This is a genomic window from Collinsella aerofaciens (assembly GCF_005844325.1).
GTDB lineage: Bacteria > Actinomycetota > Coriobacteriia > Coriobacteriales > Coriobacteriaceae > Collinsella > Collinsella aerofaciens_G.
Genome location: NZ_SPFY01000008.1, coordinates 29440 through 52494, shown reverse-complemented (window position 1 = coordinate 52494; position 23055 = coordinate 29440). Strand labels below are relative to the sequence as shown.

The 23055-nt window shown below is 58.2% G+C and carries 20 protein-coding genes; 13 read left to right on the top strand and 7 right to left on the bottom strand.

Annotated features, from left to right (window positions below):
- The first annotated feature begins 44 nt into the window (after positions 1-44).
- The 5 genes from FGQ61_RS04160 (at position 45) to FGQ61_RS04140 (ending at position 5357) form a co-directional block, all read left to right on the top strand.
- Complete coding sequence (locus FGQ61_RS04160; protein WP_249360931.1) at positions 45-1064, top strand: Gfo/Idh/MocA family protein; 1020 nt, start codon at positions 45-47, stop codon at positions 1062-1064.
- Between the two features lie 172 nt (positions 1065-1236).
- Positions 1237-2103, top strand: a complete 867-nt coding sequence (locus FGQ61_RS04155) for a deoxyribonuclease IV (RefSeq protein ID WP_138374655.1) — start codon at positions 1237-1239, stop codon at positions 2101-2103.
- A 148-nt stretch (positions 2104-2251) separates the two neighbouring features.
- Positions 2252-3112 (top strand): ABC transporter substrate-binding protein, encoded by an 861-nt coding sequence (locus tag FGQ61_RS04150; RefSeq protein ID WP_035138867.1) that lies wholly within the window; start codon positions 2252-2254, stop codon positions 3110-3112.
- Positions 3113-3230: 118 nt separating this feature from the next.
- Positions 3231-4592 carry an ABC transporter permease subunit gene (locus tag FGQ61_RS04145; RefSeq protein ID WP_229025898.1) on the top strand — a complete coding sequence of 454 codons (1362 nt, stop codon included), beginning with the start codon at positions 3231-3233 and terminating at the stop codon, positions 4590-4592.
- Positions 4593-4604: 12 nt separating this feature from the next.
- The gene (locus FGQ61_RS04140) at positions 4605-5357 is read left to right on the top strand and encodes an amino acid ABC transporter ATP-binding protein (RefSeq protein WP_117629740.1); all 753 of its coding nucleotides are present in this window, start codon (positions 4605-4607) and stop codon (positions 5355-5357) included.
- 117 nt (positions 5358-5474) lie between these two features.
- On the opposite strand, the gene FGQ61_RS04135 is transcribed toward FGQ61_RS04140, so the two are convergent.
- Both FGQ61_RS04135 and FGQ61_RS04130 read right to left on the bottom strand, forming a co-directional pair.
- Entirely contained in the window at positions 5475-5894 is a 420-nt protein-coding gene (locus FGQ61_RS04135; RefSeq protein ID WP_006234379.1) for a flavodoxin, read from the bottom strand.
- A gap of 46 nt (positions 5895-5940) precedes the next feature.
- Positions 5941-6645, bottom strand: coding sequence for a DUF3793 family protein (locus FGQ61_RS04130; protein ID WP_055309754.1), 705 nt, complete (start codon positions 6643-6645; stop codon positions 5941-5943).
- A gap of 173 nt (positions 6646-6818) precedes the next feature.
- Between FGQ61_RS04130 and FGQ61_RS04125 the strand changes: the two genes are divergently transcribed.
- Together FGQ61_RS04125 and FGQ61_RS09630 are read left to right on the top strand one after the other, a co-directional pair.
- Positions 6819-7202: a heavy-metal-associated domain-containing protein gene (locus FGQ61_RS04125; RefSeq protein ID WP_006234377.1), complete on the top strand. Its 384-nt coding sequence runs from the start codon at positions 6819-6821 to the stop codon at positions 7200-7202.
- Positions 7203-7474: 272 nt separating this feature from the next.
- Positions 7475-10027 (top strand): hypothetical protein, encoded by a 2553-nt coding sequence (locus FGQ61_RS09630; RefSeq protein WP_195211974.1) that lies wholly within the window; start codon positions 7475-7477, stop codon positions 10025-10027.
- On the opposite strand, the gene FGQ61_RS04115 is transcribed toward FGQ61_RS09630, so the two are convergent.
- Both FGQ61_RS04115 and FGQ61_RS04110 read right to left on the bottom strand, forming a co-directional pair.
- A complete protein-coding gene (locus tag FGQ61_RS04115) occupies positions 10024-10449 on the bottom strand; it encodes a hypothetical protein (protein ID WP_249360929.1) in 426 nt (141 codons plus the stop codon). The two genes, FGQ61_RS09630 and FGQ61_RS04115, sit on opposite strands and share 4 nt — an antisense overlap.
- Complete coding sequence (locus tag FGQ61_RS04110) at positions 10442-11968, bottom strand: Y-family DNA polymerase (protein ID WP_411160857.1); 1527 nt, start codon at positions 11966-11968, stop codon at positions 10442-10444. The genes FGQ61_RS04115 and FGQ61_RS04110 overlap by 8 nt, the downstream gene beginning before the upstream one ends.
- A 191-nt stretch (positions 11969-12159) precedes the next feature.
- Here FGQ61_RS04110 and pgi point away from each other — a divergent pair, with 191 nt between their 5' ends.
- Positions 12160-13854, top strand: a complete 1695-nt coding sequence (pgi, locus tag FGQ61_RS04105) for a glucose-6-phosphate isomerase (protein ID WP_117564424.1) — start codon at positions 12160-12162, stop codon at positions 13852-13854.
- Between the two features lie 100 nt (positions 13855-13954).
- Here the strand turns inward: pgi and FGQ61_RS04100 are convergent, their stop codons facing one another.
- The 3 genes from FGQ61_RS04100 to FGQ61_RS04090 all read right to left on the bottom strand — a co-directional run bounded on the left by FGQ61_RS04100 (position 13955) and on the right by FGQ61_RS04090 (position 16985).
- A complete protein-coding gene (locus FGQ61_RS04100; protein ID WP_138374653.1) occupies positions 13955-15265 on the bottom strand; it encodes a VirD4-like conjugal transfer protein, CD1115 family in 1311 nt (436 codons plus the stop codon).
- Complete coding sequence (locus tag FGQ61_RS04095) at positions 15258-15875, bottom strand: ATP-dependent Clp protease proteolytic subunit (protein ID WP_022094432.1); 618 nt, start codon at positions 15873-15875, stop codon at positions 15258-15260. The genes FGQ61_RS04100 and FGQ61_RS04095 overlap by 8 nt, the downstream gene beginning before the upstream one ends.
- Positions 15876-15938: 63 nt before the next feature.
- Complete coding sequence (locus FGQ61_RS04090; RefSeq protein WP_138374652.1) at positions 15939-16985, bottom strand: hypothetical protein; 1047 nt, start codon at positions 16983-16985, stop codon at positions 15939-15941.
- A gap of 333 nt (positions 16986-17318) precedes the next feature.
- Between FGQ61_RS04090 and FGQ61_RS04085 the strand changes: the two genes are divergently transcribed.
- The 5 genes from FGQ61_RS04085 (at position 17319) to FGQ61_RS04065 (ending at position 23054) form a co-directional block, all read left to right on the top strand.
- The gene (locus FGQ61_RS04085) at positions 17319-18161 is read left to right on the top strand and encodes a Cof-type HAD-IIB family hydrolase (protein ID WP_138374651.1); all 843 of its coding nucleotides are present in this window, start codon (positions 17319-17321) and stop codon (positions 18159-18161) included.
- A gap of 64 nt (positions 18162-18225) precedes the next feature.
- On the top strand, positions 18226-18885 hold the full coding sequence (locus FGQ61_RS04080) for an HAD family hydrolase (RefSeq protein ID WP_324248782.1): 660 nt from the start codon (positions 18226-18228) through the stop codon (positions 18883-18885).
- A 150-nt stretch (positions 18886-19035) separates the two neighbouring features.
- The gene (locus tag FGQ61_RS04075) at positions 19036-19779 is read left to right on the top strand and encodes a GntR family transcriptional regulator (RefSeq protein WP_138374649.1); all 744 of its coding nucleotides are present in this window, start codon (positions 19036-19038) and stop codon (positions 19777-19779) included.
- Positions 19780-19997: 218 nt separating this feature from the next.
- On the top strand, positions 19998-21461 hold the full coding sequence (locus FGQ61_RS04070) for a YfcC family protein (protein ID WP_118081841.1): 1464 nt from the start codon (positions 19998-20000) through the stop codon (positions 21459-21461).
- Positions 21462-21470: 9 nt separating this feature from the next.
- Complete coding sequence (locus tag FGQ61_RS04065; protein ID WP_138374648.1) at positions 21471-23054, top strand: amidohydrolase; 1584 nt, start codon at positions 21471-21473, stop codon at positions 23052-23054.
- The last annotated feature ends 1 nt before the right edge of the window (position 23055 follow it).

Sequence of the window (23055 nt, the reverse complement as noted above, 5' to 3'; positions counted from 1 at the left end):
GGGGCCAAGCAGGAACTATTCCACCGCAACTGAAGGGGGCTGTCGTGGGCTATCGGGATTCATGTGATGGTTTGCGTGATGTTCGCTGGGGCGTTTTGGGCGCTGGACACATTTCGCATCGATTCGCATCGTCGCTCAAGGAGGTGGACGGGGCACGGCTTGTGGCTGCCGCCGGTCGCACTCCTTCGCATGTTGAGGAGTTTTGCAGGGCGTTTTCGATTGACGCCGCGCGCAGTTATGCCACGGCTGACGATAGCGGCGATGCGGCTTATGATGCGCTGATTGCCGATCCCGATGTCGACGCAATCTACTTGGCTCTTCCGCATGGCATGCATACGCGTTGGGCCTGTCGCGCGCTGCGCGCTGGAAAGGCCGTGCTGTGCGAAAAGCCGGCCGTTTTGAGCGAGGAAGAGGCTTTCTCGATTGCCTCCACCTCTCGCGAGCGCGGCGTGCTGTTTATGGAGGCGATGAAGAATCGGTTTTGCCCGATGCGCACTCGCGTGAAGGACTTGCTTGCGTCGGGTGAGCTTGGCCGTATTGTCTCGATTGAAAGCGTGCAAAAGCTCGATTACGGCGAGTCTCCTTCGGGCTATCTGCTTGATCCGTTGCAGGGCGGCTGTCTATATGACATGGGCTGCTATGCAGTCGGGTGGTTTGAGGATCTGCTTACGGGCGCGTGCGATGTTTCGTCTCGTGAAGTTCGCTGGCGTGACGTATCGGGCGGCCGCGTGGATTGGGCCGATGAGATCCATATGAGTGTCGGCGGCATACCCATTCATATGGTGTGCGACGGCAAAGCAGCATATGAAAGCCGCTTAACGATTGCCTGCGAGCGGGGTTCGTTGGAAATCGAGCGCCTCCATCGCCCCGAGCTCGCCCATGTGAAGTACTCCGACGGACGAATGTTCGAAATAAATGCCCCGTTTGAGGTCGATGATTTCTACGGCGAAATCCGGCATGCGACCCAGCTCATCCGGGCGGGGAAACTCAAGAGTCCCGTCATGCCCCTAGCCGCCACACAGCGCTGTGCGCGCATCATCGATGCAATCCGTCTAGCCCTCTAGGACCTGGCGCTGACGCGTGAGGGATCATGACGCCCGCGCCCGTAGCTGTAGTGCTTGGTGGCCCGCATCTCTGATGCCCCTTTTATAACTTGTGGTGGAATAGTTCCTGTTTGCGGCAGAATAGGGCATCGACAGGAACTATTTCACCGCAACTGATGAGGGGGAGCTGGAGATGCTGACGATCGGGTGTCATCTTTCGACGACGAAGGGCTATCGGGCAATGGGGGAGACGGCGCTGTCCATTGGCGCCAATACCTTTGCATTCTTTACGCGCAACCCGCGCGGCGGCAAGGCGAAAGACCTTGGCATGGATGACGTGGCGGCCCTGCGCGAGCTTATGGAGCAAAACGACTTTGGCCCGCTCGTGGCTCATGCCCCGTATACCTATAACCCCTGCTCGGCCAAAGAGCGGGCGCGCGAGTTTGCCCTGGAGGCCATGGCAGAGGACCTGCGTCGCATGGAAGCGCTGCCCGGCAACTACTACAACTTCCATCCCGGTGCGCATGTGGGGCAGGGCTCCGACGCCGGCATTCAGATGATCGTCGACACCCTGTGTCAGGTGATGTTTGAGGGTCAGCAGACGACGGTGCTGCTCGAGACTATGGCCGGCAAGGGCACCGAGGTGGGCCGCAGCTTCGAGGAGCTGGCGCTCATCATCGAGGGCGTTGCCGACAAACGCCCCGAGCTGTCGGCCAAGTTGGGCGTTTGCCTGGACACCTGCCATGTGAATGATGCCGGCTATGACATCGTCCACGATCTTGACGGTGTGCTCGACGAGTTCGATCGTGTGGTGGGTATCGAGCGCCTGCGCGCCGTGCATATCAATGACTCCAAGAACCCCTGCGGCGCCCATAAGGATCGCCACGAGTGTATCGGCAAGGGCTACCTGGGTAGTGAAGAGTTTGGCGGCGGTATGCAGGTTATGCAGAATATTGTATCGAATGGCCGCTTGCGCGCCTTGCCATTCATTTTGGAGACACCGAACGAACTTGCAGGTTATGCGGCTGAAATCAAACTGTTAAGGTCCTTGCAGCAGTAATGGCTGCCATAAAGTGGAGTGCTCCATTCACGTTATGGGTTTTGTTTCAATCAGTTTTCTAATCGCAGATTCTTCCAAGCGGGTGCATAATAACCCTCAGTTTTTGCAGACCTCTGAATCACATGGGGTCATTGGAAGGAGACTGATTATGAAGCTGAAGAAGCTTGGCGCATTTGCCGCCACGGGTGCTATGGCGCTCGCCCTCGCTCTGACGGGCTGCGGCTCGTCCAACGCCACCTCTGGCTCTGATGCCGGTTCTAGCAGCTCTGACGACGCTAAGGTCGAGAAGGTCGACGGCTCCAAGGAGTACGCGCTCGTCAAGGACGGTACGCTGACCGTCGGCACCTCTGCCGAGTACGCTCCGTTTGAGTACAAGGATGACAACGGCGATTATCAGGGCTTTGACCTTGAGCTCATCAAGGCCATCGGCGACAAGCTGGGCCTGGATGTCGAGTACGTCAATAACGACTTTGACACGCTGGTTCCGGGCGTCGCTTCGGGCGCCAAGTATGACGTCTCCATCGCGGCTATCACCGACACGCCCGAGCGTGAGAAGGAAGTCACTTTCTCCGATTCCTACTACATGGACGATCAGGCTATCGTGACCAAGGTCGATAACACCGACATCACGGCCGATAACTACAGCGAGAAGCTCAATAACGCTGACGCTACCATCATCGTCCAGTCTGGCTCGACCGCCGAGTCCTTTGCCCAGGAGAACTTCCCCAAGGCCAAGATTGTCCCCTACAAGGACGCCACCGAGTGCTTCAGCGCCCTGCAGTCCGATAAGGGCGACGCCGTAGTCACCAACCGCTCCGTTGCTAGCCAGCTGACCGCCGAGCAGTTCAACACCTGTCAGACCATTAAGCAGATCAGCACCGGCGAGGAGTACGCCATCGCCATCAACCAGGGCAACACCAAGCTCAAGGACGACATCAACCAGGCCATCAAGGACCTGACCGACGACGGTACCGTTGACGCCCTCATGGCTAAGTACAACATCAAGTAAAATAACTACTTGATTGCGCGCGGGCCCTTTCCGTTTTGGCGGAGAGGGCCTTTGCGCTTCTCTTGACGGAGAGCATTCCCGTCTCGTTTTGCCGGCAACTTCTACGATAGGAGCCACCTTGTCTCGACTGAACAAAGGGGCCGCGGAGCAGCATTTTCCACTGCCCGCCTTGCTCCAAAAGCTAGTCTGCGTCATGGCCGTGGCGCTCGCGCTGGTTTGCGCGGGGGCATATGCGCCCACGACCGCCCAGGCGCTTGAGACCGCAAAGATTACCGCCCGACCCAACACCGGTTCGGGCAGCGCTGTGGTCGGCGGTACCGAGACGCGCATTACCTGGGAGGTCCAAGCCGATGCCGATGAGGAGCTGAGCGGTCTTTCGCTGACGTTTGTCGACGGCACGACGTTTGGTACCGATGACACGCGATTGACGATGCTCTCGGGCGAGGACCTCATGGATCGTACGCCCATGAAGCCCACGTGCAAGGCTGACGGCCAGACGCTCAAGATCGACTTTGGCGAGACGGCGCCTGCCGGCGGCTTTTTCCGTGTCGAGGTCTACGGCGTGACGTTTCCCGTCGAGGGCGGCGATGAAGCCTTCAGCGGCACCTATACGCTCGCCGACGGTTCGACCAAGAAGATTTCCAAGATTCCTTCCGTCGAGATCAAGGGCGTGACGGCATTCGATAACTTCCTGGCCGATCTTAAGGAGCAGCCGTGGGTCGAGGCGTGGAACTCCAATATGTTCCTGCGCCTGTTCTTGAACCCGGTCATTTTGGTTCAGAGCCTGCCGATCGTTTTCAAGGGCTTCCTTATGTCGCTCTCGATCGTGCTCGTGGCATTTCCGTTGGCCATTCCCTTTGGCTTTGCGCTGTCGCTCATGCGCATTTCCAAGTCGCGCATCCTTCGTTGTCTTGCCGGCATCTATGTGAATATCATCCGCGGTACGCCGGCGTTCCTGCAGATCTATATTGCATTTTTTGGCCTGCCGCTTGCCGGCGTCAAGGTGGACGACTACGTCTTGGGCGTTATCGTCATGGCCATGAACTCGTCCGCCTACCTGTGCGAGATTTTCCGTGCCGGTATTCAGTCGATCCCCAAGGGCCAGAATGAGGCTGCTCGCTCGCTGGGCATGAATGCCTTCCAGACACTGCTCTACGTCATGATTCCGCAGACGTTCCGCAATGTCCTGCCTACGTTGACCAGCGAGTTCATCCTGCTTTACAAGGATACGTCGCTGCTTGCCGCCGTGGGCGTGGTCGAGATCGTCATGAACGCCCGCACCATCGTGGCCACGACGGGGTCCATCACGCCGTATGTGGTTGCCGCCCTGTTCTATCTGGTCATTACCCTGCCGCTTGCGCGCTTGGTGAGCGGTCTTGAGGCGAGGCTGCTGGGTACGGCCGAAACCAAAAAGAAGCGTCCCACCAAGAGCGCCGGACAGGTTGTCGCGACGCCTGCCGATCACATCGCCGGTCTGTAAGGAGGTCCTATCATGAGCGAAACCAATAACTCGAACGAGGTCGTCGTCAGTATCAAGAACCTCCAGAAGGCCTTTGGCGATAACGTGGTCCTGCGCGATATCGATCTGGATGTGCACAAGGGCGAGGTCGTCGTAGTCCTGGGTCCTTCTGGCTCGGGCAAGTCGACGATGCTTCGTTGCATCAATCGTCTGGAGCATCCCACGAGCGGCTCGATTGTCGTTGAGGGCGTGGACGTGTGCGCCAAGGGCGTCGACCTCAACAAGGTACGTACGCATCTGGGCATGGTGTTCCAGCAGTTCAATTTGTTCCCGCACCTGTCAGTCAAAAAGAATGTCATGCTTGCGCAGCAAAAGGTACTCAAGCGCAGCAAAGAAGAGGCCGAGAAGATCGCCATCGAGGAGCTGACCAAGGTCGGCCTGGCCGAGCGCATCGACTTTATGCCGAGTCAGCTTTCGGGCGGCCAGCAGCAGCGCGTGGCCATCGCCCGCGCCCTGTCGATGAATCCGCACGTGATGCTCTTTGACGAGGCCACGTCAGCGCTTGACCCCGAGCTTGTCCGCGACGTTCTTGGCGTCATGCGCGACCTGGCACGTGACGGTATGACCATGATCGTGGTGACGCACGAGATGGGCTTTGCCCGCGATGTCGCCGACCGCGTGGTCTTTATGGACGGCGGCGTTATCGTGGAAGAGGGTACGCCGAGCGAGGTCTTCGACCACCCCAAGAGCGAGCGCACCAAGGCGTTCTTGGGCAATATCTCGTAGCCGCTTTATATGACTGACATAGCAGAAAACGGGAGCCGGATGTGATCCGGCTCCCGTTTTTGTTGGGACGCGAATGTGTTTTGTTGCAATGCGCGTTGCGGGCGGAGCTCATTGCCGCTAGGCGAGCTCGGCTCCAAGGGCGCGGCAGGCCGCTTCGCTCTCATCATCGGGGGCGTCGTAGCAGATGACGGAATCGACGACGTTGACGCCCTCCTCGTCGGCGTCCGCCTTCCAGTTGTCCATCCATTCGCCCTCGGCCCACGAATAAGAGCCAAAGAGGACGACCTTCTTGTCGCCGAGGGTCTCCTTGACCTCATCCCACATGGGCTGGAACTCATCATATTCAAGCTCCTCGGAACCCATGGCGGGGCAGCCGAAGGCGATAGCGTCATAGCCAGCGGCCTTGTCTGCGGAGAAGTCGGCGCAGGAGATGACCTCTGCCTCGGCGCCGGCATCGGTTGCACCTTCGGCAACGAGGTTTGCCATGGCCTCGGTGTTGCCCGTGCCGCTCCAGTAGACGACGGCGATCTTGCTCATGTTGAGTCCTTTCAGTTGTGCGGCAGGTTGCCACGGCTTCTATGTTCTATCGGGTTGCCTGGGCAAGTTGCGCCAAGCTGTAGCCCTGCTGATAGACAAAGGTGAAGTATTGGGTGCAGGCGCGGTAGGCATCAAACGTCGCAAGTGCCTGCTCGACATTTGCGTAGACCTTCCAGGCCCCAAAGACCTTATAGTTCTCGCCGCGCTGGACGATAAACTCGTGCACGTCGTCGTAGGGATATCCTAGGAAGTAGCCTATTTCGTGCGGAAACTCGCAGGTGCAGTCGTTGCTGCAGCTAGCTTGCTGGGGTAGTGCGCATCGAGTCTGGCTACAGGCGCATTCCGCGACGTTATTACTCGCGAGCGTGATGCGTGATGCCAAATGCACAAGGCATGTCGAAAGGTCTCTCGTGTCGTAGCCTTCCGAGGCGAGCGCCGTTTTGGCGCGAGGGTCCGCGAAATAGGTGGTGAGGCTTTTGGCTCGGTACACGTACACGAGCGCTCCGCAGGGCCGCCAGACCAAAACACTCAGGTGGATGCCAAGCGGGTCAAGCTCGCGGTTGCACTGGGCGATAACGTTGAGCAGGCGTGCTCGGCGTTCTGCGATGGTTTCTGTTGCGGTCGAGCCGTCCCCGTGGGCGTAGGTGCCTGGATAGGTAAAGAGCGATGCCGGCTTGATGCCCGCGAGCGTGGGGGAGCAGTTGCGCACGACTGCTGCCTGAAACGTTGGGATGTCTATGGTTCGAGTCACGTCGCTCCTTACGGATCTAAACTGTTAGCCTAGGAAAACTTATACACGAAAGTAAGCCATGGTCAACAAAAAAGTTTGAAGAGGAAAACTAATTGACCGAACGGACATAATTTTGGGTTAAGATGGGGACACCCCATGGGGGTATCTAGATAGTGCTACTGAAAGGGGAACGCATGAGTGACTTGCTCAACCCTGCGAATCTCATCGTGCTGACCGTCATTGCCGTCGGCATGTTTTTTGGACTGCGTCGCATTGCCGCTTCGACACACGGGAAGAGTTGCTGCAGCGATGGTGCGAGCGGCAAGAAGGCCAAAAAGGTTGTGGTGGCAGACACCGACGAGTCCCACTACCCCTATCGTGAGGAACTCCTTATCGGCGGCATGAGTTGCGACGGCTGCGCCCGGAATGTGACGAATGCCCTCAATGCGCTTGATGGCGTGTGGGCTACGGTAACGTACGCGGACCACACGGCACGCGTGCGCTCGAAGCGCCCGGTTGATCGCGACACACTCGAGACGGCAGTGAGGGGTGCGGGCTATTACGTTATGAAAATGTAGGCGTTGCCCTCTCCGGTGGGTACCAGCCTCCTGCCCATTGTGACTATCGGCATCCAAAAATTTGCGCAAAAATAACCTTTAGATGCGGCAAAAGTGGAGTTTGGTGACGGTTTGCGCGGAATTCGCTACCAATCGAGCATCTATGAACCCGTCCAAAAAATTACAGGTGTATATTTATACACTGATTATTGCTGTGCTCAGATTGCAATTAACCGTGGACAGAAATGAAGAATGCTAAAACTGGGCTTTAGGACAGGGGAGGCTATAACCTTATGAGACGAGTGGGAACACTTGGCTTGGTGGCAGCGCTTGCCGCTATCTTGGTATCGCCGCTGCCGGCGCACGCCGAAGACGCATCGGGTGCCGTTACCTACAATGCGGGAAATGGGTATTCCTTTGAGAAGCTCTCGCATCCTACGGTAGGAACGTCGCAGCCGGATGGCATCGTCGACTACCAGGGTAACGGTGCCGTTGCCGTTCCGGGCGCCGATGGTAATACGGCCAACAACGAAGGCGATCGCGGCCAGAGCTACACTTGGGCGGCTGCGAGCTATGGTGACTGGCTTTATGTGGGCACCTGCTATGCGGCGATGGGCAACACGCTGACGCTCATGAACAGCACGCTGGGCGATTCCTTTGATGTCGAAACCATGCGCCTGACGCTGGAGGCCATGTTTAACGGTACCTTCTTCTATGGACAGCAGAAGGAGGACGGCACGGCCGACAAGGACAGCGGCGGCATCTTGGTCAAGATCAATACCAAGACCGGTGAGACCAAGCTGCTACTCTCTGAATCGCTCAACGGCGTCGCTCCTTTGTTCCGCAATGCCGTGAGCTATAAGGGTAAGCTCTATTTCTGCGGCAGCGTCAGGACCAATGACGGCAAAGGCGGCCTGCCTGCTGTATACGAGATCGATCCTAAGACGGATGAGTACAAAGTTGTCTATCAGGGCCTTTCGAGCATGCAGGATTACGGTGCTGCCTACAAGCAGGGCATTTCTACCGGTATCCGCGGCATGTGCGTCCATGATGGCCAGCTCGTCATCAGTAATGTGGGTAAAGACGCGAACGGTAATTTTGTGTCGACAATCCTGACGTCGTCTGACCCCTCGAAGGCCCAGGACAGCTTCACCGAGATTGCCAACTCGGAGACGCTGTTTGGCTATCCGGCGATTCGCTATCAGGACAGCATCTACGGCGGCGCCATTTGGGATATGGTCTCGTACAATGGCCATCTCTATGCGACCATCTGCACCGGTACGCCCGAGAACGCTCCCGATGATAATTCCATGCAGTCGTTTGCCATGGTCCGTGGCGACAAGAATGCCGACGGCAGCTATTCGTGGACTCCCATTGTCGGCGATCAGAAGACGGACGGTGCAAAGTACTGCTTTGGCATCGATCCTGCCCGTACCCGTTCTGGCGCTGCCAACCTCATCGTCTACAACGACTACCTCTATATCGGTGAATACAACGACGAGGAGATTGCCCTCGAGCGCATCCTGTTCAACAAATCCAACACCGAAGAGGGCGGCAAGAGCAGCATGGGTGGCGTTGACTGCTCGTTTGTGAATGCCAATCTTGAGCAGTCGGTTAACATCTATCGCATGGACAAGGACGAGAACATGGAGCTCGTCGTTGGCGATCGCACCGACATGTTCCCCGAGGGCGGTATTTCCGGCCTGACTTCGGGCTTTGGCCGAAACGAGAACCAGTACATTTGGCGCATGCAGAAGTTCGACGGCAAGCTGTATATCGGTACCTTTGATACCGCGAGCCTGCTTGAGCCGATCGGCCAGTTCTCCAATGGCGACATTATCGATATGACGCCCGAGGAGTGGGACTCTCAGGTTCAGCGCCTTAGGGACCTGCTCGATCACCTGCTCGACAAGAAATCGCCTGACGACCCCATCGTTCCCGTGAACACGCTTGCGGACGATGATTCAAACGAGGCCGTCGAGGTCGATGATTCGAACGAAGCTGCTGAGGTTGATGATTCAAACAAGGCCGTCGATGTCGATGACGAGAAGACCGAGGTTGCTAAGGGCTTTGGCGATCTGAGCGATGCGCTGGAGGATGCCGCGGGCGGTCTTTGCGATCAGGCCGCGACGATGTCCCAGGACTTTGAGGACGACGCCGCTTATGTCCAGAAGATCGATGGCGAGATCGCGTACTTCAAGTCCTTTGCCGACCAGTATCAGGACATGCTCGATAGCTATGAGAGCCTTAAGCAGCAGTACGAGGATGCCTATGGCACCGAGCTGCCGAGCGATATTCAGGATGCGCTCGATAAGCTGCTGAGCGAGGAGAACCTCAAGAAGTTGCAGAGTGTCCTTACGTGCATGTGTTACCTGCGCGATGCCGAGCGCGGCTTTGATATGTATGTGACCGAGGACGGCGTGAACTTTACGACGCTGACGACCAATGGCTTTAACGATCCGTATAACCATGGTCTGCGCACCTTTGCGGTGACCAACCAGGGTCTGTGCCTTGGTACCGCCAACCCGTTCTATGGTTGCCAGGTCTGGATCCAGCGCAAGGAGAATTCGGAGAATCCGGTTGATCCCGGTACTCCGGATCCGACGGAACCCACCGATCCTTCGCAGCCGGGTGGCGGCGATCAGCCTGGCGGCAGCCAGACGGGTGGCAACGACCAGTCGAGCAGCACCACGACCACCGTCACGACGACCGCTAAGAAGACTCCGAAGGACGGCTCGCTGCCTCGCGCTGGCGACTCGACCCTCACGCTGGTCTTGGGATTGCTGGTTGCAGCTGCCGCAGTGCTTGGCATTGCTCTCGTCTTGCGCAAGCGTTCTCGTCGCTAGGCTCGTCCGCGTAGCTCAATGTCCTGGATATCGTCGAAGTTGATGGCGATATCCCTGAGTTTGAGCAGCTTGAATGCGGGTAACGCTTCGTCGAGAATGCCCGTGCGGCTACGATAGCCGTACGTATCGTAATAGGTGACGCGCACCAAGTCGCCGCGTTTGAGGCCCTCGAGCTTTTGCGAAAGCTCGAGGGCTTTTTCTTCCGTGAGCTCACGTTTTTGCTCGACGGTGATTTCCTGCTTGCGCACGAGTTCGTAGTATCCCGTGAGGGCGGCAAAGGGCATAAACTGTGCGGCGCGGTTGGCGCGCACGGCACCGTTGGCGGTGAGCTTGGGGTCGGCGGATCGACGTCTTCCCTCGGGGTCCGCTAGACGTTCAAAAGGCGTCGGTGGCCGCATCGGCTGTTGTTGGGACTTAGGCACGATGTCCTCCTACCTGATCGTTGCGTTCGCGTGCGGTGGCGCCGGCGGTGAAGCTTAATCCCTTGACGAGCGCGTTCTTGCCGTACTTGCCCTTCACGGCCAGGACGGCGCGCGCCAGGTCGCGCTCGCGCTCATCGGCCTTAACATCGCTGAACAGGTCGATAGTGGCAAATTCCTCGGGCATGAGGTTGCCAAATCCCAGGTTGATGCGCTTGATCGGTCGTTTGGGATCGACAGTCTGCGCCCAGAGCTCATCGAAATAGCCCATGATCTTCTTAAACGAATTGGTGCGCTCGGGCAGCTTGCGCGAGGCGTTGGAATGCGCAAAGAGCGCGGCATAGCCACCACGCGGCTTGCCGCCGTGTTCGCCCACAAAGATGCCGTCAATCGCCTGTGCCTCTCGCACCAAACGTCGGCGTTCGTCGTCGCGTTGGATGGGCTTGGGCGCGCGGGGCGCGAGCTCGGGGCCGTCGGTTGCGGCGGGTTCGATGCTCGACGTGCTCGAACGCAAATGCCCGCATCCGTCTACATATTGCGCTGTGCCGCTGGCGTCGAGGCGGCGTATGTCGGCGCGCTCGCTCGCGTAGCCTACAAAGAGCGAGATGCTGTTGCAGACCACGTGCTTATCGACCAAGTCCAGCACAGCGTTGTCGACCATCTCGCGCAAGACGGTGTAGGCCTGCTCGTAGGCATAACCCTTCGAGAGCACCTGTCCTGTGGTGGTCGAAGTTGCTTGCGGGCGATAGGCTTGGATATCGGCGATGGTTGTCGGCTCGCGTCCGAAGGCGTGGTCGATGAGATATTCGGCATTGACGCCGAGTTCGTCGTAGAGCAGGTTCTCGTCGAGTGCGGCGACGCCCATCAGGTCGTATACCCCGTACTTTTCGAGTCGTGCTGCCACGCCGGGCCCGATGCCCCAGATGTCGGTGATGGGGCGATGGGGCCAGATCTCCTTGCGAAAGGTCTCGTCGTCGAGTTTGCCGATGCGGCTGGGTACGTGCTTGGCGGTAATGTCGAGTGCCACCTTGGCCTGGAATAGGTTGGGGCCGATGCCAACCGTTGCCGTGATGCCGGTGCGCGCCAGGACCTCGTCGCGCAACATGCAGGCGAAGCCTTCAGCGTCGGTGTGATAGAGGTCCAGATAGGGTGTCACGTCGATAAAGCATTCGTCGATGGAGTAGACGTGCACGTCTTGCGGACTCACGTATTCCAGATAGATACCGTAAATTTGCGCCGACACCTCCATGTAGTGCTGCATGCGCGGTATGGCCTTGATGTAGTCGATGCCGTCGGGAATTTCGAACAGACGGCAGCGATTGTGTATCCCCAGGTCCTTCATGGCCTGTGTGATGGCGAGACAGATGGTCGTGCGCCCGCGCGATTCGTCGGCAACGACCAGGCACGTAGTGAGTGGGTCGAGTCCGCGGTCGACGCACTCGACGCTGGCGTAAAACGTCTTAAGGTCGATGCAGACATAGGTGTGACGCTCGTGTCCCACGCGTCCTCCCATCAAACACATGTTCTTATCGAATACATGTTCGATAATACCCGCTTGCGCGGACATCGTCAAAACCTGTCCCTTTTTGGTCGGTCGCCGTTTGAGGGCGGATTGGCAACGCTCGCTGATTGTAGTCTTGACCTGCGCTAGAATAGTGGCATCTGAATGTCCGGGCGCATGGAGACGTGCGCCCGTATGCTGAGGAGGACTTTATGGCAACTGTTGCCGCACCTATCGATGCTACGTCGACTGCCGCTTGGAAGGCGCTCGAGGCTCATCAGGAGAAGCTCGAGGCCGAAGGTATCGACCTCAAGGCCTGGTTCGCCGCCGATGCCGAGCGCGTGAACAAGCTGAGCTTTGACGCTGGTGACCTGCACTTCGATCTGTCCAAGAACCTTGTGACCGATGAGACCGTCAAGCTGCTGTGCGATCTTGCCCGCGAGGTGAAGCTCGAGGAGCGCCGCGACGCCATGTTCTCCGGCGAGCACATCAACACCACCGAGGACCGCGCCGTCCTGCACACCGCGCTGCGCCGCCCGGCAAGCGAGAAGGGCCAGCTCATCGTTGACGGCCAGGATGTCGTCGCCGACGTGCACGAGGTCCTCGACCGCATGTATGCCTTCGCCGAGCGCGTGCGCTCCGGTGAGTGGAAGGGTGTTACCGGCAAAAAGATCGAGCACCTGGTGTCCATCGGCATCGGCGGCTCCGACCTGGGCCCGGTCATGGCTTACGAGGCCCTGCGTCCCTATGCCGACGCCGGTATTGATTGCCGCTATATCTCCAACATCGATCCCAACGACCAGGCCGAGAAGCTCAAGGGTTTGGATCCCGAGACCACGCTCGTGATTATCGTCTCCAAGACCTTCACCACGCTCGAGACCCTCACCAACGCCCGCGAGGTCAAGACCTGGATGCTCGAGCAGCTCAAGGCTCAGGGCGCCATCGATGGCTCCGATGAGCAGAACGCCGAGGCCGTGGCAAAGCACTTCGTCGCCGTTTCCACCGCACTCGAGAAGGTCGAGGCCTTCGGCATCGACCCCGCCAACGCCTTTGGTTTCTGGAATTGGGTCGGCGGCCGCTACTCCGTCGACTCCGCCGTGGGCCTGTCGCTGATCGTCGTGCTCGGCCCCGAGCGTTTCCAGCAGTTCCTTGAGGGCTTCCACGCCATCGACGAGTACTTCTGCAACACGCCGCTCGAGAACAATGCCGTCGCGCTGATGGGTCTGCTCAACGTCTGGTACGTCAACTTCTTCGGTTCCAAGAGCCATGCCGTGCTGCCGTACTGCCAGTACCTGCACCGCTTCCCGGCCTACCTGCAGCAGCTCACCATGGAGTCCAACGGCAAGCATGTCCGCTGGGACGGCAGCGCCGTGACCTCCGACACCGGTGAGATCTTCTGGGGCGAGCCCGGTACCAACGGCCAGCATGCCTTCTACCAGCTGCTGCACCAGGGCACCGTGGTGGTTCCGGCCGATTTCATCGCCTTCGCCAATACCGCCAACCCTGCGACCGATAGCGGTCAGGACGTGCACGAGCTGTTCCTGGGCAACTTCCTGGCCCAGACCAAGGCACTCGCCTTTGGCAAGACAGCCGACGAGGTTCGTGCCGAGGGCACGCCCGAGCAGATCGTCCCGGCCCGCTGCTTTGAGGGCAACCGTCCGACGACCTCGATCTTCGGCGACACGCTGACCCCGTTCGCACTCGGCGAGCTCATCGCCCTGTACGAGCACATCACGTTTGTCGAGGGCACGGTCTGGGGCATCGACTCCTACGACCAGTGGGGCGTCGAGCTTGGCAAGCAGCTTGCCAAGCAGATCACCCCGGCCTTCCACGACGACGCCGCCAAGGCCGAGCAGGACGCTTCGACCCAGGCGCTCATCGAGTTCTACCGCGCTCACCGCAAGTAGTCTTTGTTGCTGAGATAGGTCATTGCCGAAAGGGGCCCGTATCCGTTGGGATACGGGCCCTTGCTGTTTGCGGTCGAATGTGGCGGACTGCGCGGCGTTGTTAGCGGGTTAATTCGACCTGCGTGGTGTCTCGCTGCGCCTCGGGCAGCTCCCCGTAGAGCGGGTGGTCTTCGAGCCTAAAGCGCTCGACCTGTTCGGGAGTGCGACCGCGTACAAAGAGCCACGAGCGATCGATCGGTGTCGCCATGAGCGTGCTGGGCAGCGCGTCGGCGCGGTCGGAAAACACCCGGGCACTCTCGGGATCCTGGAACGCCAGCACCAGATGCGTGTCGCAGTTGCCCATGATGGAGCGTGCGCGTGCCTCGCCATAGAGCGCATCGAGCTGGTTGGTCGACTGCAGCAGCAGCGTTGCCCAGATGTTGCGGCTTCGGATAATCGAGAGCACGTTGTCGATCTGGGGGATCTGCAGATTTGCGAAGTCATCGAGCATAAAGCGCACGGGCACGGGCAGGCTGCCGTCGGGCTGCCTATCGGCCTCGCGAATGAGGCCCATAAACGCCTGCGTAATAAAGAGGCCGGTCAGCGGATCGAGATTGCGGTCGATATCGCTCACGGTTACAAACAGGGCGCAGGGGGTGTGTCCCATGGAAGCGAAGTCCACCTGATGGCACTCACGATAGAGCTGTGCCGCACCGTCGAATCCCAGACACATGACCTTTTCGGCAAGGATGCCGACGATGCTCGCGTGCATGCGCTCGGCATTTTGCGTAATGGCGTAGCGCCGCCATAGCGAGAGGGCATAGCTTTGGGGGTCGGTCGTGATCAGGTCGTCAAACAATCGACCCGTGGCACCGTCCTGCAGGTGCTCGATCAGCTTGATGACCGAGCTGATCGTCTGCTCGTCGGCGGGCAGCTGTTCGGTGACGTAGGCGATAAGACACGACAGCAGGTTTGCCGCCGCATGATCCCAAAAAGGCTGGTTGTTGTCCTCGATGGGGCAGATGGCCTTTGCCACCGAGAGGATGTCCTGCTGGTTGGGCCTGCCGTCCGCCTTGCGGCGAATGTGCTTCAGGGGGTTGTAGCCGCAGCGCTCGATGCCGGGCGCAAGGGCCGGGACGGTGTTGAGGTCGGCGAAGTTGAGACATTGCACGCGGTAACCGTGGGCTGCCAGCACGGGTCCCACTTCGCGACAGAGCGTGCCTTTGGTGTCGAGCACGATGTAGCTTGCGTTCATTTGCAGCAGGTTGGGCTTGAGGACGTTTCGGGTCTTGCCGGCTCCCGAGGGGCCGATCACAAGTGCATTGTTGTTGAGTCCCGTTTGGCGGGTGTCGCAGGAAAGCGTTCGATCCTTGGCGAGGATGGTGGACGATGCGGACTCAGATGCGGCGAGGCGGCTGGCGAGGTTAGACATGGGCGACCTCCTTGGTGGTCGAGAGGATTTCGTGGGCAAAGCCGAGCTCGACGGCGCGCTCGGCCGAAAGGTAGGTGTCTTTTGCAGTGAGGGACTGGATGCGCTTGGGCGTGAGGCCGCTGCGGTCCGAGAGGATTTGCGTGAGGGTCTTGCGGGTCTGCATGAGACGCCGGCTGGTTTCCTGCAGCGCAAGTGCCGAGCCGCCTGCCCCCTGGGGGATCAGCGGGTCGTGAATCATGAGCTCTGCATGGGGCGCCATACGGCGATCGTCGCCGCCCATAAAGATCACGGCGCCCATGGACGCGGCGAATTCCAGGCAGACGGTGCGGATGGGACACGATGCGAGGCGCATGGCGTCATAGATCGCAAGACCCGATCGCACGCTTCCGCCGGCGCTGGCGACAAATATGGTGATGGGGCGGCTGGGGTCGGTGGCATCGAGCAGGCGAATCTGCTGACATAGGTCGTGGGCCATCGGGGTTTCGATGTTTCCCATGACGGAGAGCTCGCGACGGGCGAGCATCTCATCGTAAATGCTGGTGAGCGTGATACCTCGGGCGGATTCGCGCATGGTGAGGGGGCTGATGATGGGGGAATGATTGGTGTCCATGAGGACTCCTTTCTGTTGGTTGTGTTGTGGAATAGGATTGTTGCCCGCGGAGGGGCTGGCGGGCTACAGGGTTCGTCCGAGCCTGAGATCGAGCTCGGTTGTGGGGCAGGCTGCCTGTTCGTGCGGCTCGCAAGCGCCAAGGGCTCCAAAGCGATGGAGCGTTGCGACGGGCGTGGTGTAGGCGAGCCGCAGCTGATGCTCGACAGGGGCACATTCGTCATTTTTGTAATGAGCCGCGTAGTACTGCGCGATACTGGCGTTCATCTCGCTGCCATTGCGATGGCGCTCAAACTGGCGTCTGCAGGTCTCGATGATCTTTGCTACCGACTTGGGTGCCGTCGCGGGAACAAGGGCGAGATAGCCCTCAAATAGCTCGTTGATGCTCAGGAGGCACAGCAGGTCGATCAGCGTCCTTATGGCTGCTCCCCCGGCGGAAAAGTGCGCGGTCATGCGGTTATATCGGTCGCGGTCGACGATGGCCGCATGGGGTCTTGGAGTTTTCTGCCCCGTGGTCCCGGGCTTTTGCCGCGCCTGTGTATTGAGCTCGACGTTGCAGCGCTTGAGGCCGTCCAACGGAAGGAACAGTGCGGTGCGCAGGGTGTTCCGTTTGCTTTCGAGTTCATGACGCTCGTCGGGTTCCCATTCGAGCTTGAGTTTCGTGTCGAGCGCCGTAAGCATATGGGCTAGGCAGCCTACGGTAAGAACGTACGAATCGTTGTCGCGTTTTGGGGCATAGGGGTCTGTCAGCTTGCGAATGTCGGGGTCGCCCATGATCTTTGTGCAGCGCTTCAGCAGTTGAGGGTAGTCGGCCAAGATCGTCGCGAGCGGTAGCGACGCGTAGTTCTTGATGGTCGCGGCGGCAAAGGCGGCGTCATATTCGTTTGCATATGCTCGCTCAATGCGGGCATCTAGAATGCTTTTCTTATCGCCGTCTTCAGCGTGGTGGTTTGTCATAGCTTCTCCAATCGGTTGATGTTCGTGCTGTTTGTTGATGTGTTGGTTGTCGTGAGTGATGCGCTTGCCGTGGGTGATGTGCTGACGTTGGGGTGCTATGCGGTTTTCAATGAGCCCGTGAGGCAGTTGCTGCAGGGGCTGGATGGAACGGCCCATGCAAGGCGGAAGGCATCGTGCTCAAAATCGAGACAGCAATGCCCTGGGTGCCTCACATGTGGCAGTTACCTCATTAAGTTGTCATTGCGTTTGGGGTTGTACTTTGCCGATCTTCCTTCTCTTACACGCTAAAACTCAAACTTCATATGCTCGATCTACTTAAAACCGCAACGGCGGTCTTTTATCAACTTATATGTCGGAACGCGTCTTTGCAAGTACTTTTTTGCCTTTGTTTCAAATGGGGTGGTTTTGCAACCGTCATGCGCGCGCTGTGCGAACGTGCCCCGGCTCGGATAAGATAGTGCGCGATAAAAACGATGCAAGGAGGCATATATGGCAATCAAAGCCATCGCGATGGATATCGACGGTACGCTCACCAACGACCAGAAAGTGATTAGCCCGCGTACGCGCGAGAAGCTGCTCGCGGCGCAGGAGTTGGGCATTAAGCTCATCTTGGCTTCGGGCCGTCCCGCATGGGGGCTGCACGCCTTGGCGCAGGAGCTCGACCTTCAAAACCATGACGGTCTGCTAGTTGCCTTTAATGGTGCGCATGTGGTCGACGCTCAGACCGACGAGGTGCTGTTCGATCAGGCTATGCCTGCCGACGAATTGCATCGCCTGATTGATCACCTGCGTAATTTTGACGTGATTCCTATGATTTCGCTCGGTCGTGATCTGCATGTCGAGGACTCGTACCATTGCATGATCACGCTGTCTGACGGCTCGCAGAAGAATATCGTCAAGTATGAGCGCGATGCGTGCGATCTTAAGATCCGCGAGGTGGAGAGCCTGCATGAGGTTGCTGATGCTTATCCCGTGGACAAGCTGCTGACGGCGGGCGATCCGGCCTACCTGCAGGCGCATTACGAGGAGATGTATGCGCCCTTTACCCAGACGCTTTCGGGCATGTTTACGGCCGACTGGTACTTTGAGTACACGGCGCCCGGTATCGACAAGGCCCGCGCGCTCGAGGGTGCCCTGCCCAAGCTTGGCATCGATGCCAGCGAGGTCGTATCGTTTGGCGACGGCCAGAATGACAAGTCCATGATTGAGTGGGCCGGCACCGGTGTTGCCATGGGCAACGCCGTCGATGAGGTTAAGGCAGTGGCCCAGATGGTGACCGCCAATAACAACGAAGATGGTATTGCGGTGGCGCTGGATAAGCTACTGGGTTAGAATCGCCGATTAATGCATGGTTCGGGCGCCTGCTTGCGGGCGCCCTTTTGTTAGGGAGGGTGCCGTGTCCGCGTTTCCGTTCGACGCCGTTATCTTTGACATGGACGGCGTCATTGTCGATACCGAGTATTACTACCTGGGCGAGACTGCCGCGTTTGCCAAAGAGCTTGGGCTTAATCTGACTCAAGAGGAGTTGAATGGGCAGGTCGGTACCTCGCATCAGTTCTTCCTGCGTATGCTGGTCGATTGGTTTGAGCGCGCCGGTAAGGGGCATTTCACTGGCGAGGAAGCGTTGGCCCGTTGGGACGAGTGGGCGCATAAGCGTCCGCGCGACTATCAGGCTTTGATTAACCCAGGCGCCGTGGATACGATTCGAGAGCTGCCGCGCCGTGGCGTTCGCGTGGCGCTTGCCAGCTCGTCTCCCATGGTTAGCATCGAGGAAGTGCTCAACGCATGCGGGCTGTCGGATGCCTTTGAGTATGTGGTGAGCGGCGAGCAGTTTAAGGAGAGCAAGCCCGAGCCCGACATTTACCTGCATGCGCTGGATCTGCTGGGGCTGCCCGCGAATCGCTGCTGCTGCGTTGAGGACTCGGTGCCTGGCATCACTGCCGGCAAGCGAGCCGGTCTGACAGTCATTGCCAAGCGCGAGGAACGCTTTGGCTTTAGCCAGGATGCCGCGGACAAGATTATCGACCAGCTGCCGGAGCTGCTCACGCTTTCTTAGGAGCGCGGTAGTTGCGCGTTTTTCGGGTCTGATGAGTAAATACCCGACATTTTGGTGCGGCAGCAAGCATACTTAATGCTAATGCGGGCTTAAGGGCTTGTTGAATGCCCTTAAGCCCGTTTTAGACGTAATTGTGCTGGGAGAGGGTATATGCCACCGACTGAAGGGCTAACTGACGGTAAAGCAGCGATACCGCTGTACCAACAGGTTATCGATATCATTAAAAACGAAATCAGCTCCGGTGCCTACAAGGCGGGCGCGCGGATACCCAACGAATTCGAATTGGCTGAGAGCTATAAAGTTGGCCGCGTTACCGTGCGACGCGCTATTGAGGAGCTCGTCCAGCAGGGCTATCTAACGAAGCGGCAGGGGAAAGGCACGTTCGTCAATGCCCCTAAGCTTAAGCGCAAGATTCGCCAGAAGGATGACGTCCAGAGTTTTTCGGACGCATGCCGCGTTAACGGAATGGAGGCGGGGGCGCGCGTCATTTCGAGAAAGATACTGCCGGCGGATTCCACCGAAGCACAATTCTTTGGTGTTCCCGTTGGAACTGATTTGATTTGCGTTGAGCGTGTGCGTACTGCCGATGGGGTCCCCGTCATGCTCGAGAACAACATATACGTATACGAGGACAACGCCTATCTATCAACGGCACCTCTATCTAACCAATCCATTTTTGAGTTCGTGCGCAACCGGACGGGCCGTACGCCCGCGTTTACCGACCCGTGCACGCTCGAGATCGCGTGTGCGTCGCCCGAGGTCGCTCGGCTGTTGGCGGTTCCCGTTGGCGAACCCCTGTTTTACATGGATGCCTTCTTTTTCGATGAGCAGCGGCGGCCGTTTATCATCGGTCGTCAGCGGATCGTTGGATCTCGTTACATTTTTGACATCTAGGACATTGCGAATGGAAGCGCCCGGTGGATCATCTCACCGGGCGTTTCCATACCGTTCACGGCGCGAACGCAACCGTTCAGCCGCGTCGCGGCAATCAGTTTGAAATTATCTTGATGATGGGAAAAACTGCTGGTAATCTATGGAACGTCATAGAACGTTTGCCTTGCGCAGGCGTTGAAGCGAGATGCGATGCAGTCTCGAGTTCTTTGGAGGTATCTATGTCAGATACGAAGGCGAAGAAGACAAACAGACGTTTTAAGTTCAAATTACCGCATGTCTATACGATCATGTTCTTGCTGATCGTTGTCTTTGCGGTCCTGACTTGGATCGTTCCCTCTGGTCAGTATCAGCGCAAGACGATTTCGACAGCGGCGGGCGAGCGTGAAGTCGCCGTTGCTGGAACCTATGAACAGGTTGATAAGAACTACACCGATTCCGAGACCGGCGAGACCATCAATCTGGGCCAGGATATCTTTGCGGTCCTGCAAGCGCCTACTAAGGGCATCCAGGAGGCTGCCGACGTCGTTGCGTTCGTCTTATTGATTGGCGGATCGTTCGCAGTCATCACCAAGACCAACGCTTTGAATGCCGGCATGAGCCGTGTGATTAAAAAGCTCAAGAACAAGGACATCCTCATCATTCCCATCACGATGACGTTGCTGTCCATTTGCGGCACTACGTTTGGTATGTCTGAGGAAGCCCTGCCGTTCTATGCCATCTTCATTCCCATCATGATGGGTATCGGGTATGACTCGATGACGGCGTTTATCATCTGCTTCCTTGGTCCTAACCTGGGATATTGTGCTTCGACCATCGACCCGTTTAATGTTTTGATCGCCCAAGGCATCATTGGTATCGAGGGCAATCCTCAGCTGTGGCTGCGCGCCGTTTCTTGGGTCATCTTCACTGCCGTTGGTATCGCATGGGCCATGCGCTACGCCATGCGTGTCAAGAAAAATCCCGAGTCGTCCATTGTGTACGAGGACGATAAGCTCAAGCGTGTTGAGTTTTCCGTGACCGATGCCTCCATCGAGGAAGAGTTCACTACCCGTCAGAAGCTCGTGCTTATCGATTTTGCCTGCGGCATGGGCATTATCGTCTGGGGTCTTGTTACCCAGGGCTGGTACATGAATGAGATTTCCGCCGTGTTCCTTGGTATGGGCTTGCTTGCCGGTATCCTGGGCGGCCTTGACCAGCAGACGATCGCCGAGGAGTTCGTTAAAGGCATTGCCGACTTTGCGTATGCCGCTATCGTCATCGGCATCGCTCGCGGTATCTTGGTCATCGCAGAGGGTGGCATGATCATCGACACCATCCTCCAGGCGCTCGCTACTGCACTGGCCGGTGCACCTGCCGCCGTCTACACCACGTTTATGTATATCGTCCTTGGCCTGCTCTCTTTGCTGGTTCCCTCGAGCTCTGGACTTGCGGCGCTCACCATGCCCGTCATGGGTCCGCTGACCGAGCTTATGGGCCTCAATCCCGAAGCCGCCGTTACCGCGCTCCAGTTTGCTAATCAGACCATCAACACCATCAGTCCCGTGGCGGGCATGACGGTTGCCGGTCTTGCCGTGGCAAAGATCTCGTTTGGTCAATGGTGGAAGACCATTTGGAAGTTCTTCATTTTCATGGTCGTCTTTGGCCTGATCGTAACGGCAATCTCTGGCATGCTTCCGGCGTAGGTGGTTGTGATGTCTGATCGTTTGACGGTCCTGACGTCTAAGAGCGTCTTTACCGGTACGGGGGACCTGCCGTTTGAAGGTTTCGTAGCGGTCCGTGGCAATCGAATTGAGGCTGTTGGCACCAAGTGTGAGCTAGCTTCGTATTTGACCCAGGCGGACGAGGTAGTTGACCTGGGCGACCGCACCGTCATGCCTGGCCTGATCGATGTGCATACCTTCTATACAGGCTGGGCGCTGCGGACGTTGGGGCCTGATCTGTCCGGCATCGCTGATGCCAAAGGGGCCGTGTCGCTCTTGCGTGCATGGAAAGAAGATCGTCCGGATTGCGCGGCGGCTTTTGGCCACAACCTACCCGAAACGTTGGCATCGGATGCCGAGAGCGCAAATACAGCAGCTGTGTTTGACGAGTGTTTTGGCGATATCCCCGTCGTCTGCTTTACACCGGGCGCGGATACCTGTGTTCTCAATGCTGCCGCCAGTGCGCGATACGGCTTCACACCCCAGGCGTGCTATGCCGAGAAGATCTGGCGCATGATGAGCGATTTCCTCGCGCTGCCCGAGGTGCGTGCAGGGTATTCGGACTACATGAGCATGCTTAACGAACGCGGCGTTACCGCCATCAAGGAGATGGCGTTTGATGACTACTACGGCTTTGCCGACGAAATGGCTCGCCGTGAGGAATCTGGTGAGCTGACGGTTCGCGTCTCTATGATGTCGCAGCCGGTGGGTGCCGGTGCAAATCTTGCATATGCCCGCGAGGCACGAGAGCGCTTCCGGGGACCGTTCGTTCGTTTTTCTGGCTTCAACCGTATGACCGATCGCGGCGTATGGGCGGGGCTTGCCGAGATGATAGAACCCTATGAGGACTCGGCCGATGCGGGCGCTGCCGGCAAGACGGTCGTCGAGGAGCCAGAGTGGGATCTGATTGAGAACGAGCTGCGTGCAATTGATGCTGACGGATTCCGATATTCCTTGCATTGCCAGGGCGATGGCGCCGTTCGTCGCACCGTGGCGCTCTATGCCTCGCTGCCTCGAGACGAGCATGGACGGATGCTTCGCCGCCATGCGATTACCGATCTCGAGAACTCTGACCCGACCGATCTTGTCGAGTTTGGCAAGTTAGGTGGAATTTGCGAGGTCTATCCGCAGGTTCTGACGCTGGACCGACGCGAGGATTGCCTGTCGATGATGCGTCGACAAATTGGCGAGACGCGACTTTTGCACAGCTGGAATCGCCGCGGCATGGAAGATTCCGGATGCACAGTGTGCTGTGGAACGGATTTGCCGCTGCTGATTCCGAGCCTGGGCGAGTCAATCTACAGCGCGTGCGGCGGATTCTTCGCCGACGGACTGCCTGTGAATGAGGTCAACACGCTGACGCTTGTCGAGCTCTTGCGCGCTTGGACTGCCGGGGGCGCGTACGATCTGATGCGCGAAGACGAGCTGGGTACGCTCGAGGTCGGCAAGCTTGCCGATATCTGCGTGCTCGATCGGGATGTGTTTGACCTCGATTATCGCGACGCACGCGATCTTGCGGTTGATATGACGATGTCGGACGGACAAATCGTGTTCGATCGAAATAAGGAGGCATAAG